The organism is Mesorhizobium sp. P171375 (assembly GCF_057786075.1).
This window is the reverse complement of the sequence record NZ_JBYNWF010000001.1, coordinates 971,856-985,173: the sequence shown is the minus strand read 5'-3', so window position 1 is coordinate 985,173 and position 13,318 is coordinate 971,856. Positions and strand designations below refer to the sequence as shown.

14 protein-coding genes are annotated in these 13,318 nt (G+C 64.1%); 5 read left to right on the top strand and 9 right to left on the bottom strand.

Annotated elements, in window-relative coordinates; all coding sequences use genetic code 11:
• The first annotated feature begins 3 nt into the window (after window positions 1–3).
• Window positions 4–618: a DNA-3-methyladenine glycosylase gene (locus ACYHH6_RS04880; protein ID WP_352582960.1), complete on the top strand. Its 615-nt coding sequence runs from the start codon at window positions 4–6 to the stop codon at window positions 616–618.
• Between the two features lie 3 nt (window positions 619–621).
• On the opposite strand, the gene ACYHH6_RS04875 is transcribed toward ACYHH6_RS04880, so the two are convergent.
• The 4 genes from ACYHH6_RS04875 to ACYHH6_RS04860 are packed head-to-tail and all read right to left on the bottom strand — an operon-like array spanning window position 622 to window position 4,320.
• Window positions 622–1,758 carry an ABC transporter permease gene (locus ACYHH6_RS04875; RefSeq protein ID WP_352582962.1) on the bottom strand — a complete coding sequence of 379 codons (1,137 nt, stop codon included), beginning with the start codon at window positions 1,756–1,758 and terminating at the stop codon, window positions 622–624.
• Window positions 1,755–2,675, bottom strand: coding sequence for an ABC transporter ATP-binding protein (locus ACYHH6_RS04870; protein ID WP_352582964.1), 921 nt, complete (start codon window positions 2,673–2,675; stop codon window positions 1,755–1,757). Before ACYHH6_RS04870 ends, ACYHH6_RS04875 begins: the two co-directional genes overlap by 4 nt.
• Complete coding sequence (locus ACYHH6_RS04865; protein ID WP_352582966.1) at window positions 2,672–3,625, bottom strand: HlyD family secretion protein; 954 nt, start codon at window positions 3,623–3,625, stop codon at window positions 2,672–2,674. Before ACYHH6_RS04865 ends, ACYHH6_RS04870 begins: the two co-directional genes overlap by 4 nt.
• Entirely contained in the window at window positions 3,622–4,320 is a 699-nt protein-coding gene (locus ACYHH6_RS04860) for a CerR family C-terminal domain-containing protein (protein ID WP_352582968.1), read from the bottom strand. The genes ACYHH6_RS04865 and ACYHH6_RS04860 overlap by 4 nt, the downstream gene beginning before the upstream one ends.
• A gap of 92 nt (window positions 4,321–4,412) precedes the next feature.
• Between ACYHH6_RS04860 and ACYHH6_RS04855 the strand changes: the two genes are divergently transcribed.
• From ACYHH6_RS04855 to ACYHH6_RS04845, 3 genes are read left to right on the top strand one after another with little or no spacing between them, the layout of a single operon-like run.
• Window positions 4,413–4,886: a CYTH domain-containing protein gene (locus ACYHH6_RS04855; RefSeq protein ID WP_352582970.1), complete on the top strand. Its 474-nt coding sequence runs from the start codon at window positions 4,413–4,415 to the stop codon at window positions 4,884–4,886.
• The gene (locus tag ACYHH6_RS04850) at window positions 4,883–5,827 is read left to right on the top strand and encodes a CHAD domain-containing protein (RefSeq protein WP_352582972.1); all 945 of its coding nucleotides are present in this window, start codon (window positions 4,883–4,885) and stop codon (window positions 5,825–5,827) included. Before ACYHH6_RS04855 ends, ACYHH6_RS04850 begins: the two co-directional genes overlap by 4 nt.
• Window positions 5,828–5,874: 47 nt before the next feature.
• Complete coding sequence (locus tag ACYHH6_RS04845; RefSeq protein ID WP_352582974.1) at window positions 5,875–6,702, top strand: C40 family peptidase; 828 nt, start codon at window positions 5,875–5,877, stop codon at window positions 6,700–6,702.
• A 152-nt stretch (window positions 6,703–6,854) separates the two neighbouring features.
• Here ACYHH6_RS04845 and ACYHH6_RS04840 read toward each other — a convergent pair whose 3' ends face one another.
• Window positions 6,855–8,231: an adenylate/guanylate cyclase domain-containing protein gene (locus ACYHH6_RS04840; RefSeq protein WP_352582976.1), complete on the bottom strand. Its 1,377-nt coding sequence runs from the start codon at window positions 8,229–8,231 to the stop codon at window positions 6,855–6,857.
• A gap of 189 nt (window positions 8,232–8,420) precedes the next feature.
• Window positions 8,421–9,221: a helix-turn-helix domain-containing protein gene (locus ACYHH6_RS04835; protein WP_352582978.1), complete on the bottom strand. Its 801-nt coding sequence runs from the start codon at window positions 9,219–9,221 to the stop codon at window positions 8,421–8,423.
• A gap of 113 nt (window positions 9,222–9,334) precedes the next feature.
• On the opposite strand from ACYHH6_RS04835, the gene ACYHH6_RS04830 reads away from it, so the two are divergent.
• The gene (locus tag ACYHH6_RS04830) at window positions 9,335–10,204 is read left to right on the top strand and encodes an SMP-30/gluconolactonase/LRE family protein (protein WP_352582979.1); all 870 of its coding nucleotides are present in this window, start codon (window positions 9,335–9,337) and stop codon (window positions 10,202–10,204) included.
• A 29-nt stretch (window positions 10,205–10,233) separates the two neighbouring features.
• On the opposite strand, the gene ACYHH6_RS04825 is transcribed toward ACYHH6_RS04830, so the two are convergent.
• From ACYHH6_RS04825 to ACYHH6_RS04815, 3 genes are all read right to left on the bottom strand, one after another.
• Window positions 10,234–11,961 (bottom strand): SulP family inorganic anion transporter, encoded by a 1,728-nt coding sequence (locus ACYHH6_RS04825; protein ID WP_352582981.1) that lies wholly within the window; start codon window positions 11,959–11,961, stop codon window positions 10,234–10,236.
• A gap of 78 nt (window positions 11,962–12,039) precedes the next feature.
• Window positions 12,040–12,306 carry a helix-turn-helix domain-containing protein gene (locus tag ACYHH6_RS04820; RefSeq protein ID WP_352582983.1) on the bottom strand — a complete coding sequence of 89 codons (267 nt, stop codon included), beginning with the start codon at window positions 12,304–12,306 and terminating at the stop codon, window positions 12,040–12,042.
• A 289-nt stretch (window positions 12,307–12,595) separates the two neighbouring features.
• Window positions 12,596–13,315 carry a phosphatase PAP2 family protein gene (locus tag ACYHH6_RS04815; RefSeq protein ID WP_352582984.1) on the bottom strand — a complete coding sequence of 240 codons (720 nt, stop codon included), beginning with the start codon at window positions 13,313–13,315 and terminating at the stop codon, window positions 12,596–12,598.
• Window positions 13,316–13,318: the final 3 nt, after the last annotated feature.

Here is a 13,318-nt window from a genome sequence, read left to right as displayed (position 1 = left end):
CTTATGCGCAGCAACAGGGCCGACATCTACCGCCAGCTCGACCGCGCCGAACTCCCGGGTGATACAGCCGCCCTCGCCCGCTATCTCATCGGTAAGGTGGCGGTCCGAGAACTGCCTGAAGGCATCGTTAGCGGCCGTATCGTCGAGACCGAAGCCTATGTCGTCGGCGATGCTGCCGGCCATGGTTATCGCGGCATGACGCCGCGCAATCGCTCGCTATTTCTCGGACCCGGACACGCCTACGTCTATCTCGCCTATGGCGTCTCCTGGATGCTTAACGTCTCGAGCGAGAAGGCGGGGACCGGCACCGGCGTCCTGATCCGGGCGCTCGAACCGCTCGAAGGCATTCCGCTTATGCGGGAGAACCGAGGTGTCGAGCGCTTGCGTGACCTGGCACGCGGGCCGGGACGGCTTGCCCACGCCTTGCGGATCGACCGTTCGCTCGACGGCCTCGATCTGTGCCGGCAAGGTCCGCTATGGCTGGCCGAAGATGAGCATCAAGCCGGCGACATCGGCCAAGGCATCCGCATCGGCATTACCAAGGATGCAGACCGCCCGCTGCGATTTTACGTCAAGGGGAGCCCGTTCGTCAGCGGTCCAAAATCGCTCAACCCTTGAGAGCTAATCCAGTGTCCGCCTGAACCGCACCAATGCGACGCCGGCAAACAAAGCCGCGAAAGCAACCAGCCAGGTGATCTCGCCCGCCACCGCCGGCAGCTCGGCGCCTTTCAGCATCACCGCGCGGGTGATGCGCAAAAAATGCGTCAGCGGGAAAATCTCGCCAAAGATCTGCGCCCAGCCCGGCATGCCGCGATAGGGGAACATGAAGCCCGACAGCAGGATCGACGGCAGGAAGAAGAAGAAGGTCAGCTGCAGTGCCTGCATCTGCGTGCGGGCAATAGTCGAGATGGTGTAGCCGAGAAGCACCAGCGCCAGCACGAACACCAGCACGGCGGTGAGCAGCAACGACATCGAACCGGTGAACGGGATGGCAAACAAAAGCTTCGACGCTGCCAGCACCACCACTACCTGCACCGCGCCGACCGCCAGATAGGGCAGCACCTTGCCCAGCATGATCTCGAGCGGACTGGACGGCATAGCCAGCAGGTTCTCCATCGTGCCGCGCTCGGTCTCGCGCGTCAGCGCGATCGAGGTCATCATCACCATGGTCATCTGCAGGATAACGCCGAGCAGCCCGGGAACGATGTTGTATTGCGAGATGCCTTCCGGGTTGTAGCGCCGGTGCACCACCACGTCGAGCTGGCCCCTGGCGTTCTCGGCCGCCGCCTCCTGCATGCCTTGCGCCCGAAGCAGCGCCTGGCTGGCGACAGTGCTTAGAGTCGAGATGGCGCCGCTGGCGGCGGCCGGATCGGTGGCGTCGGCCTCGATCAGGATCTGCGGATTGTCGCCGCGTTCGACCCGGCGGCCGAAATCGGCGGGGATGGTGACGACGAAGGAAACGTCGCCGCGCGCCATAAGGAATTCGGCTTGCTCGGCACTTTGCGCGACATGGTCGAAGCGGTAGTAGCCGGTCGTCTGCAGGGCCGCGACAATGGCGCGGGTGTAGGGGTCGTTGCTGGTCGCCACGAGTGCGGCAGGCAGGCTTTTGGGATCGTTGTTGATGGCATAGCCGAACAGCACCAGCTGTAAAAGCGGCACGCCCAGCATCATGGCGAAGGTGATGCGGTCGCGCCGCATCTGGATGAATTCCTTGATCAGCAGCGCACTGAGCCTGGCGAAGGAGAAGACACTGTTCATGCCATATTGTCCTTCGAGCCGGACATGAACTGGATGAACACATCCTCGAGACTGGTTTCGCCGGGTTTTACGCTGACGCCCTTGTGCTCCTTCTCGACATCGGCGAGCGCCTTTTCGAGTGCTGCCTTGTCGGAACCGACGACATGCAGCGTGGCGCCGAACGGCGCAACCTGGTCGACGCCCGGCCGTTCCTTCAGGGCATCGGCGACCTGGTCGAGGCGCGACCCTTGCAGCACGAAGGTGGTCAGCCCGGCATTCTTCACCACCTCGTCCACCGTGCCGGTGGCCAGCATCTTGCCATAGGAGATATAGCTGATGCGGTGGCAGCGCTCGGCCTCGTCCATGTAATGGGTGGAGACCAGCACCGTCAGCCCGCCGCTGGCGAGGCGATGGATCTCGTCCCAGAACTCGCGCCGCGCCTTCGGGTCGACGCCGGCAGTCGGCTCGTCGAGCAGCAGCAGCTTCGGCTTGTGCATGATGCAGGCGGCAAGCGCCAGGCGCTGCTTCCAGCCGCCCGAAAGCGTGCCGGCGAGCTGGTTGCGGCGCGTCGTCAGGCCAAGTTCTTCCAGCGTGCGCGCCACATGCTCCTCGACCGGCTTCAGCCGGTAGAGCCGCGCCACGAATTCGAGGTTTTCGCCGATCGTCAGATCCTCGTAGAACGAGAATTTCTGCGTCATGTAGCCGACTTCGCGCTTGATCCGGAGCGACTCGGTGCGGATGTTGAATCCCAGCACCGTGCCTTCGCCCTCGTCGGGCGTCAGCAGGCCGCACATGATGCGAATGGTCGTCGTCTTGCCCGAGCCGTTCGGCCCGAGAAAGCCGACGATCTCGCCTTCGGCCACCGACATCGTCACATGGTCGACAACGGTCTTGTCGCCAAAACGCTTGACCAGGCCATGGACGTCAATGGCGTTCATTGTGTCGAGGCCGCCAGCTCGACATCGACGATCTGCCCCGGCTGCAGCGCTTGTGCATCACCCTCCGGCCGCGCCTCGACGAGGTAGACCAGCTTCTGCCGGTTCTCGAGCGAATAGATGACCGGCGGGGTGAATTCCGGATCGGGCGAGACATAGCTGACGCGGGCCTTCACGCCCTCGCCGCAGCCGTCGCAATGGACGGAAAGCAGCGTGCCGACCTTGATCGATGAAAAGGCTCTTTCCGGGATATAGACGCTGAGTTTCACGGCGCCGTCGGGCAGCATCGAGATGACGGGCGCGGTCGGGCCGGCGGTATCGCCGGGGTTGCGGATGACGTCGTTGACGCGGCCGGGCGAGGGCGCCGCCAGCACCCGCTTCGACAGCCGCCACTCAGCCTGTTCCAGGGCCGACTGCGCCTGCTTGACCTGGTTGTCGGCCGCCTTAATTGTTTCGGGCCGCGCCGGCAGGCCGCCGACCGCGAGATTGGCTTCCGCCTGGCCGACCCGCGCATTGGCCGTCTCCAGCGTTGCGGACGCGGTGTCGTAGTCGGCCTGCGTGCCCGTGCCGCGCTTGAACAGATCGCTGGCGCGGTCATAGCGGCGCCTGGCGTCGGTGGCTTGCGCGCGGGCCATGTCGACCTCGGCCTTCAGCACGGCAATCTCTTCCGGTCTTTTGCCAACCTGCAGGTCGGCAAGCTGCGCCTGCGCCTGGGCGAGCGCCGCTTCGGCTTGCGCCACGGCAATCTTGGCGTCGGCGCTTTCCAGCGTCACCACCGGCGTGTTGGGCTCGACACGGTCGCCGCGCTTGACCTTGACGGTCTCGACCTGCGCCACCTCGATCGGCGCCAGCAAGACATACTCGCCCTCGACATAGCCGACGGCCAGGGGTGCCGCCGGCGCGCAGGCGCTGAACAGCTGGGCCGCGAGCGGCAGGGAACAGAGAAAACTCATCGCTTGCCCTCCTTGCGGGCGGCCGGCTTTCGCGCGCCCAGCATGGCCTCGAGGTTGTTGGTGGCGACTGCCACCACCTTGGCGGCTTCCGCGGCGCCGATCTCGCGCCAGCCCATTCGGCGCAGCACCGCCTCGCGGCCGATGCGGAAATAGATGACCTGGCCGATCAGCGTGAAAACCGTGAGCTTGGTGGCCTCGCTCTCGGCCGGCTCGCCGGTCGCCTGTTCCCAGACCTGGCAGAGCCGCCGATGCGTCGGCTCGAACACGCCGGCATAGATGCGGTCGAGCGCCGCCGTGGGATGCGAGAGCTCGCGAAGTACGAATTGTACGATTTCGCCAGCCTCGGGACTCGCGACGATGAACCCCACCATGCGCTCCAGCGCCGCGAACAGCTGCGCCCTGGCAGCCTCGGGAGTGGACTGAGCCGGCGCAGTTCCGATCGCTTGTCCGGCGATTGTCTGGATGGTCTCGACGATGTGGTCGGCGGCGGCCGCGCGCAGCCCTTCCTTGCTGCCGAAATGATAGGCGATGGAACCTATATTGGCCTTGGCCTCCGCCGCGATCTCGCGCGTCGAGGTGCCGTCGAAGCCCTGCCGTCCGAACAGTTTGAGCGCGGCCAGCACAAGTGCGGCGCGCGTCTGCTCGGCAGGCGATGTCTCCTGGCGGGGCGTTCTACCGGGTGTTGGTTTGATCATGTCAACTACTTTAATCAATCGATTGATTAAAGTCAAATTGATTCTCTGTGCCGGCTTGCCATGTCGAGCCGCAGACGCTTAAGTGCGCGGCCATGGGCAAGGAAGTCGAACGCAAGTTCCTGGTCTCCAGCGCCGAGTGGCGTGATCTGGCCGAGGCGGATATCCGCATTCGCCAGTTCTACCTTGCCGCAGCCCCTGGCCGCACCGTGCGCGTGCGCATCAGCGACGGCAGCTCGGCGAAACTGACGCTCAAATTCGGCAGCCGCGCCCGCGAGCGCGACGAGTATGAGTATCCGATCCCGCTGGCCGATGCCGAGGAGATGCTGGCCTTCGCCATCGGACATGTCATCGAGAAGACACGCCACCATGTTAGGCATCGCGGCTATCTCTACGAAGTCGATGTTTTCGGCGGGATTCTTGCTGGCCTGGTGGTGGCCGAGCTTGAGACGCCGGAGGATGTACCTGACGAAATGCTGCCTGATTGGCTCGGCCGCGAAGTGACCGGCGAGCAAAGGTTTTACAACGCGTCGCTCGCCCTTGGGGGGATTCCGGAGATCGCCGCATGAGTTTTCGCATCGATCCGCGCCTGCCGCTGACCGGCGAGGTCAGACGCATCCTTGGCGAGGAAATCGGCAAGGCGCTTGCGCATCTGGCTGCGGCGCACGACCGGCCGGAGCCGGCGCTGCACAAATGCCGCAAGCGGCTGAAGAGCGCGCGCGCCTTGCTGCGCCTGGTCCATTCCGGTAACGAAACGTTTTGCCAAACTGAAAACCAGTGCTACCGCCAGGTGGCGGCTCTGCTGGCGGGTCCGCGTGAAGCAACCGCGCTGGTCGAGACCATCGACCGGCTGGCGGCCGCCTTTCCAGAGCATGTTGCCGGCGGCGGCCTCGACAGCGTGCGCGATCGGCTTATTGCCCGCCAGCATGAAATGCATGCCGGCGCCGGCCTCGACGCCGCCATAGGTGCTGCGACCGCCGCCTGCGAGGAAGGCCTGGTCCGGATAGAGCGGCTGCTGCTCCCGGATTTGCCCGAACACGCCGCCGACGTGCTCGCCGACGGCGCCCGCAAGACCTTGCGCCGCGCCAGGAAGGCGCTAGACAGGGCGGGATCGCGCGGTGAGGCCGAGGATTTCCACGACCTGCGCAAGGCGGCAAAGACCCACTCGATGCATTTGTCGCTGCTCGGCCGGCTGTGGCCAACGCCGATCAAGGTGCGGCGCAAGGCGGTCGACGAACTGGGCGAAAAGCTGGGCGAACTGCACGATGTCTTCGTCATGCGCGCCCTGCTCGAAGCCGACGACGAACCGCTCGGCGATGCCCAGGAAACCAAGCTTCTGGGCAAGCTTTTGAAGCGCTCGGAAAAGAGCCTGAAGAGGACCTGTCTCGCCGGGGCCGCCGACCTGTTCGGCGACAACCCCAAGCGATCGACAAAGAAACTTGCCCGCAATGCGCGCGACGACCTCGCCGGCCCAGCGCCGCAGGAAGAGACGGGCGTTCCGGTCGGTTGACGGCGCGCTGGCCCTTGCCGGTCGGCCCGTGCTAGTCACGCTCTACGATGACCGCGCCCGCCGAAACGCTTCTCGACCGACTTGGCCGCTGGCTTGCCGGCCGGCTGCAGGACGAATCCTCCGGCTATGAGCCCTACACGCCGTCCGACGCCGAGACGCTGCGTCGCGCGCTCGAACCCGGCGACATCCTGCTCATCGAGGGCAACCAGAAGATCTCCGCGGTCATCAAATATCTGACCCAGTCGACATGGTCGCACGCCGCCTTCTATGTTGGCGATGCCTTGTCCGAACCCGCTGATGGGTCGGAGCGGCCGCGCCTGATCGAGGTTACGCTCGGCGAAGGCTGTGTCGCCGTGCCGCTGTCGCGCTACCGCACCTACAACACGCGCATCTGTCGCGCGAGCGGCCTGACGCCGGAAGACCGCGACAAGGTCGTCGCCTTCATGATCGGCAAGCTCGGCCTGAAATACGACCTCAAGAACATCTTCGACATGCTGCGCTTTTTCCTGCCGGCACCGCCGGTGCCGGTGCGCTGGCGCCGCCGCATGCTGGCTTTCGGCTCGGGCGATCCGACGCGCGCCATCTGCTCGACGCTGATTGCCGAGGCCTATGGCGAGATCCGCTATCCGATCCTGCCCGAGATCACCCGCGCACCCGGCCGCGCCTCGGCGCAGTCGACCTATATGCGCAAGGAAATCCTGCACATCCGCCACCACTCGCTCTACACGCCGCGCGATTTCGACCTGTCGCCCTTTTTCCGCATCGTCAAGCCGACGCTGGAATATGGTTTCGACTACCGAACGGTGACCTGGGACGACAAGGCAAGCACAGACGCCGCATCCGCGAAGGCTGGCGCAATCGCCTCAAACACGTGATGGCTTTCGGCCGGGGTCAGGACATGCCCCTAGAGCGTTTTACCGTTTCACCGTTTCACGGGAACGGCGAACCGCTCTATCTCTTGTTTTGACGCAATTCCCAAGGGAAAGCGCTGCGCACTTTTCCTGAATCGTTCTATGCGCGGCTCGCATCATGCCGAAACCGCAATAGCGCCCTGGTTTTCGGCTCTGTGTTCGACCCAGACATGGACCGGTTCGTCCCGGCCGCGGATGCTCAACGGACCATGATCGCGCGCATTCAACTGTGTCGTGGGCGATTCCGCCTTCGCGGCCTCAATCAGTCGTGACCCAAAGCAAATATTCGCGTGAAGCTCACGGCAGAGCGACTGCAAACGGCTGGCGACGTTGACGGTGTCGCCCACCACCGCGAAGGACAGATTGCGCTCGCTGCCGACCGCGCCGATGACGACAGCGCCATATTGTGCACCGATCCGAACGTCCAGCCGCGGGTATCCCCTGGACACCCGCTGCACATTCCAGTCTTCGAGAGCGGCGATCATCGCTTCAGCGCACTGGATGGCCCGAGTCGCGTCGTCATGGCTGGCTTGCGGAACCCCGAATGTCGCCATGATGCAATCGCCGATATAGTTATCGACGGTGCCATGGTGGTCGAAAACGACCTGCTCCATGCGACGGTGGAACTGACGCAGAAGTTCGAACACTGCTTCGGCCGGATGATCCTCGGAATAGTGTGTGAAGCCGACGATGTCGGCGAACAGCACCGCGATATCCTGCCGGCGGACCGGGCCGAAGGGCTCGTCATCCGTGGCGAGCTGGTCCACGACATTGGGCGAAAAATGCCGGGCGAGATTGGCGCGCGCGCGCTCTGCCTTGACATAGTCTTCCGACAGATGTCGGGAACGAGAGACAACCAGCGCCATGATTGCGCCGATAATCAGCACGACCAACACGTTGGTCGCCTGCGCGAATGTATCGACGAAATTGGGGTTGAGATAGAGGTTCAGTCGCTCTGTGACCGGCATCGAATAGAGGTTCGTCGCCGGAATGACGGTTCCCGGACGAAGAATGACCCATCCCACGCCGATCGTCCACGTCAAGGCCGCGAGCGCGCCGAGATAGAGCGCCAATCGTGTCGAAAGGGTCAGCGCGCCAAGGCATACGAAAATCAGCAGGAATTTGAAGCTGCCCTCGCGCAGTTGCATCGCGGCCGGCGCGACCTCCTGTGAAAACGGGTTGGGCGTTATCAGCAGAACGGTCAACAGAATGATGTCCAGCGTACCGACGAGGTAACCGATCCACCATCGCGCCGTGCGACGGCGCGCAAAGCGAAACTGGATCAGGCCGATGAGCTGGAACAGCGCGAGGCCCGCCAGCACGAAGAGCAGCGAGGCATCCCAGCGGCTGATCACTGAAAAGAAGCAGGAGATCACGGCGAGCGATGCCGTACGCGCCCAGAACTGCAATGCAGCACCCTGGCGTTCTGCGCGCGCCCGCAAATTTTTCAGGCGCGAATAGCGGCGAAGTTCAAGTGTTGGCGCGGTCGGCATGGGATCACTTCGATTTCACGGGGACGTGTCACGCATTCGGCAAACCCGACCTCTACAGTCTGGCAAATCAGTGCGCGAACTCTATCATGAATGTGGTTTCATTTTTGAAATGGGGCTGCAAAGAGCAAAGGCGTCCAGACAAAAGATCATGTTGAAAACCGAAGCAGGACAGGCGGTGGCTTGGCCGTGTCAGGCCGGCAGAGGACGGCGTCCCTTTGCCGGAGCCGCGGGTCGGTCGAACGCTCCGGCATCCCTGGGGTGCGGGCCGATCGGCATGATCGCCGGAAACGGCGTTGCGCCGAAAGCAAACGTCCATTTGTAGCCGGTCAGCCCGTCTTCCGGCGTCGTGTGCTGGTCGTGATGAGCGAGCAGCTTGACGCGATCGGCCAGTTCCTCGGCCTCGCGCTTCACCATCTCCGCGGTCTCCGGCCGCATCCGCCGCGAGAACGAGACGAAGGTCGCTTCCCGCTCCAGATGGGTGATCGCCCAGCCGATGAAATTCTTGTTGGTCATCTCGAACAGCGGCCTGAGCGGCCCTTCGAAATTCCACTGGATCGGCGTGTCGACCAGCAGCCGCGCCGACAGCCCGCTGCCCAGCGCAATCAGCCCGAGCGCTTCGAGATCGCGCAGATAGAGGAACATCGAGGCTTCGCTCAGGCCTTGCGAATGCATGACGCCCTCGGGCGTGAATTTCTCCGACAGCATGACGAAGATGAACAGCAGCGCCGGCCGTCCCGCGAGCTTGCGCTCGATCTCCGGTGCGATGCGGTTGACCGGTCCCGGTCCCCTGTTCATCGAACCCAACACGTTTTCCAGCTCGACTCCGGCAGCAGCGCAAATCTCCACCAACCGGTCGAGCTTGCAATTGCGCTCGTGGAAGATGCGCTTCACCGTCGGCTCGGAAACGCCCATGCGCTCGGCAAGGTCGCGATAGGTGACGCCCTTGGCCTTCAGCGTCCGCTTCAGCGCCTCGAAGATCAGGCCATTCATGGGATGCACCTCTTTTGCGCCATTTGGTATCGGGTTTCGATACTAGCGACAATCGGACTTTCCGAAAAGTATCGAAATCTCTAGCTCTCCGCCCGTCATCAGGAGACCTGGCCATGAAAACCTTCATCACCTCGATTTGTTTCGCCGCCTTCGGCATCGCGCTTGCACCGGTCGCCCAGGCCGGCGAAGTCTGGCGCGCTTCCGGCTTCCAGCAGCCGGAATCGGCGCTGTTCGACGCCGCCAACAATCGTATCATCGTCTCCAACATCGTCGGCAATCCCGGCGAGGCCGACGGCAACGGCTATCTCTCGGTGCTGTCTGCGGACGGCAAGGTCGTCGCCCAGCACTGGACCGACGGCATGGATGCGCCGAAGGGCTCGGCGATCTCCGGCGGCAAGCTCTACGTTGCCGACATCACCAAGGTGCGCGTCGTCGATCTCGCCAGCGGCAAGCTCGTGTCGGCCATCGATGTGCCTGGCGCCGTCTTCCTCAACGACGTGACGTCGGACAGTTCGGGCAAAATTTATGTTACCGATATGCTGGCCGACGCCATCTACCGCATCGACGGCGACAAGCCCGAGCTGTTCGTGAAGGACGCGAAGCTCGCCGCACCCAACGGCATCTTTGTAGAAGGAGGTAGGCTGATCGTGGCGTCCTGGGGCAAGGGCATCAAGGCCGATTTCAGCACCGCCGAACCCGGCAGCCTGCTGTCGGTCGATCTCGCCAGCAAGACGGTTTCACCGTTGCCGGGCGCACAAAACTTTGCCGACCTCGACGGCGTCGTCGCCATCGGCGACAGCATCTACGCCACCGCCTACATGACCGGCACGCTCTATCGCTACAAGGTTGGCGGCGCTCCGGAAGCAGTAGTGCAGTTCAAGCCGGGCAGCGCCGATATCGGCACAGACGGCACGCGAATCTTCGTGCCGCTGATGAACGAAGGCGAGATCGCCGCGGTGAGCTTCGATGGAACATCGCAGTGATCGACCGCCGGCCGGTCCCCGGCTGGCGGCTACTTCTCCGGGGCCAGTTGCGCCCGCGCATCGTTGATCGAGGCAGCAAAGGTCACCAGCGGCCGCTTGACGCCGTGGTTGATGAGCATGCGCCGCGTCTGCGGCGAGGCGCCGGCGATGATGAATCGCACCCCGGCGCGCTTCGCCTTGTGCGCCGCGCCCTCGATGACATTGGCCGCGGTGGAATCGAAGAACGGCACCGCCGAGCAATCGAGGATAAAGTTCTTGCGCTGGTCGGCGATGCGGTCCAGCACCGTGCCGACGGTCGAGGCGGCGCCGAAGAAGAAGGCGCCGGAGATGCGATAGACGACGGTGTCGGCATCGCTTGCCTCGCTGGCATCGTAGGCGCGGCCGCTGCTGTCGGCGACATCGTCCTGCACCAGTGGCAGGTCCGCCTCCACCGCGATCGACTTGGCCATGCGGTCGATGAACAGGATCGAGCCCAGCGCGAAGCCGACGACGATCCCTTCGGTGAGGTCGCGGAAGACGACGATCAGGAACGTCGCCATCAGCACCAGCGCATCGCCACGCGAAGCGCGCAGCAGCGTGACGAAGGCCTGCTTCTCGAACATGTTCCAGCACACCACCGCCAGCACCCCGGCAAGAGCGGCAAGCGGGATGTAGCTGGCCAGCGGTGCGGCCACCAGCATGAAGACCAGCAGGAACAGCGAATGCAGCATGCCCGAAACCGGCCCGTGGGCGCCGGCCCGCACATTGGTGGCGGTGCGGGCGATGGTGCCGGTGGTGCAGATGCCCCCGAACAGGGCAGACGCGATGTTGGCAAAGCCTTGCGCGACGAGCTCGCAATTGGAGCGATGCCGCCGCCCGGTCATGCCGTCGGCGACCACGGCCGAGAGCAGCGATTCAATGGCGCCGAGCAGCGCAAAGGCCACGGCGTCCGGCAGCACCGCAATCGCCGTGTCGAAGCTGAGCGCCGGCAGCGCCGGAAACGGCAGGCTGCGCGGAATGCCACCATAGCGAGTGCCGATCGTTTCCGCCGGCAAGGAAAGCAGCGCCACGACAAGCGAGGCCAGCCCGACGGCGATCAGCATGCCCGGCCAGCCGGGCCGCCAGCGCTTCACCGCGACGATGGTGGCGATGGTCAGCACCGCCACCAGCGTCGCCGAGATGTTGATCGTGCCGGCCGCCTTGCCGATCGCCATCAGCTTCGGCAGCAGCGGCCCGGGCTCCGGCCCGGCAAGCCTCAGCCCGAACAGTTCGACGATCTGGCCAGAAAAGATGATGATGGCGATACCGGCGGTGAAGCCGACCGTCACCGGATAGGGGATGAATTTGATGTAGGTGCCGAGCCTGAGATAGCCGATGGCGAGCAGGAGGACACCGGCCATCATCGTTGCCAAGAGCAGCCCGTCAATGCCTTCGCGCTGCACCGTCGCCGCCACCAGCACGATGAAGGCGCCGGCCGGGCCGCCGATCTGGAAGCGGCTGCCGCCGAGTGCCGAGATGATGAAGCCGCCGACAATGGCCGTGAACAGGCCGCGCTCCCGCGTCACTCCCGACGCGATCGCAATCGCCATCGACAGCGGCAGTGCCACGATGGCGACGGTCAGCCCGGCCATGAAGTCGGCCTTGAACTGCGGCAGGCGGTAACCCTCGCGCCAGACCGTCACCAGCTTGGGTGTGAACAGCTCGGAAAATGTCGGCTTTGCCGATTTCTGGGCCGACTTCTGGGCCGGTTGATGTACTGCCCGCCGGATCTGATCCATGGACTGCCTTCCGCTTGCGTGAAGGCGGCGGGATCGTCGGCAGGACTGTCGGCGGTCGCCGTCGCGACTAATGCCGGCTCAGCCTTGCGGGTTCGGCGCGACCGGCTTGAGGCGCACGCCCCGGCCGCCGCGCTCGCTGGTCTGATTCTCGCCGATCAGTTCCACCCCGGCCTCGTCGAGTGCCTGGATGACCTTCATCAGCGTGTCGACCACGCCCCTGACCACGCCGTCGCTCGCTTCCATACGCTGGATGGTCGGAAGCGAAACCCCGGCACGCTCGGCGAGCGTCTTCTGATCGATGCCGGCAAGCGCCCTTGCGGCGCGCATCTGCGCGGCAGTGATCATCGGCTGGAATCCCCGTCTGAGTCTGCGGGGTGGAGGTATAATATAATCATTGTGATGTTTCAACCATCATGATGCATACATGAAACATGATCCGCCTGTGGAGCCGGACGGTGGGAAAACAAGATAAGCATGCTACGCTATCCGCCTTGGTTCTCTTTGGCGGGGAGATATCAGTTGAAGATTTTCAAGATCTTGATGACATCGGCAGCCTTGCTGCCGGCGGTTTTTCTGCTGGCAGGCTGCGGGCACGGGCTGATCAACCGGCTGATCTGATTTCCGCTCCGGACCGTTAGTTTTCTTCAAGCTCGCTGTCACTATCCGCCACCGCATACCGCCGCTGCAGTAGCCGCGCTGCCAGCCAGCACAGCATTGCCCAGGCGAAGCCGGCGCACCAGCCGGCGAGCACGTCGGAAGGCCAGTGGACGCCGAGATAGACGCGGCTGACGCCGACCAGAAGCGTCGTCAAAACCGCCAGGCAGAGCACGAAGATCTTGGTCGTACGTCCCGGCAGGAACCGGGCCGCCAGCGAGCCGAGTGTTAGATAGGTCACTGCCGAGACCATCGCGTGGCCACTTGGGAATGACAGCGACGTCTCTGTGGCGAGGTGCGAGACAAGGTCCGGGCGCGGCCGGTCGACGCCGGCTTTCAACAGGCTGGACAGCGCCTGGCCGCCGGCCACCGCCACCAGGATGAACAGCGCCGTTCCTGCCTTGCGGATCAGCAGCAGATAGACAATCACCGCCGCCACGATCAGCACCAGCACCGTGGAGCTGCCGAGGCTGGTGATGTCGCGCATCGCTCCCTGCAGCCAGAGCGGGCCGAGCGGGACATCGGGATGGCCGGCCTGGCGGAAGGCAAGCAGGATCTCGGTATCGAAAGCATGCGGGGTGGTGTCGCGCGCCACTTCCATCAGCTCCTCGAATCCCCACAATCCGCCGGCGATGATCAGTCCGGCGAGCAGCACCGGAAATTCGATCCAGTTGGCGAGGGTGCGGAGGGCGGTCTTCATCGG

What these genes read in the sequence shown, in the direction of transcription:
- ACYHH6_RS04880 (WP_352582960.1), top strand. Translation starts at nt 4, where the DNA reads ATGCGCAGCAACAGGGCCGACATCTACCGCCAGCTCGACCGCGCCGAA.
- ACYHH6_RS04875 (WP_352582962.1), bottom strand. Translation starts at nt 1,758, where the DNA reads ATGAACAGTGTCTTCTCCTTCGCCAGGCTCAGTGCGCTGCTGATCAAG.
- ACYHH6_RS04870 (WP_352582964.1), bottom strand. Translation starts at nt 2,675, where the DNA reads ATGAACGCCATTGACGTCCATGGCCTGGTCAAGCGTTTTGGCGACAAG.
- ACYHH6_RS04865 (WP_352582966.1), bottom strand. Translation starts at nt 3,625, where the DNA reads ATGAGTTTTCTCTGTTCCCTGCCGCTCGCGGCCCAGCTGTTCAGCGCC.
- ACYHH6_RS04860 (WP_352582968.1), bottom strand. Translation starts at nt 4,320, where the DNA reads ATGATCAAACCAACACCCGGTAGAACGCCCCGCCAGGAGACATCGCCT.
- ACYHH6_RS04855 (WP_352582970.1), top strand. Translation starts at nt 4,413, where the DNA reads ATGGGCAAGGAAGTCGAACGCAAGTTCCTGGTCTCCAGCGCCGAGTGG.
- ACYHH6_RS04850 (WP_352582972.1), top strand. Translation starts at nt 4,883, where the DNA reads ATGAGTTTTCGCATCGATCCGCGCCTGCCGCTGACCGGCGAGGTCAGA.
- ACYHH6_RS04845 (WP_352582974.1), top strand. Translation starts at nt 5,875, where the DNA reads ATGACCGCGCCCGCCGAAACGCTTCTCGACCGACTTGGCCGCTGGCTT.
- ACYHH6_RS04840 (WP_352582976.1), bottom strand. Translation starts at nt 8,231, where the DNA reads ATGCCGACCGCGCCAACACTTGAACTTCGCCGCTATTCGCGCCTGAAA.
- ACYHH6_RS04835 (WP_352582978.1), bottom strand. Translation starts at nt 9,221, where the DNA reads ATGAATGGCCTGATCTTCGAGGCGCTGAAGCGGACGCTGAAGGCCAAG.
- ACYHH6_RS04830 (WP_352582979.1), top strand. Translation starts at nt 9,335, where the DNA reads ATGAAAACCTTCATCACCTCGATTTGTTTCGCCGCCTTCGGCATCGCG.
- ACYHH6_RS04825 (WP_352582981.1), bottom strand. Translation starts at nt 11,961, where the DNA reads ATGGATCAGATCCGGCGGGCAGTACATCAACCGGCCCAGAAGTCGGCC.
- ACYHH6_RS04820 (WP_352582983.1), bottom strand. Translation starts at nt 12,306, where the DNA reads ATGATCACTGCCGCGCAGATGCGCGCCGCAAGGGCGCTTGCCGGCATC.
- ACYHH6_RS04815 (WP_352582984.1), bottom strand. Translation starts at nt 13,315, where the DNA reads ATGAAGACCGCCCTCCGCACCCTCGCCAACTGGATCGAATTTCCGGTG.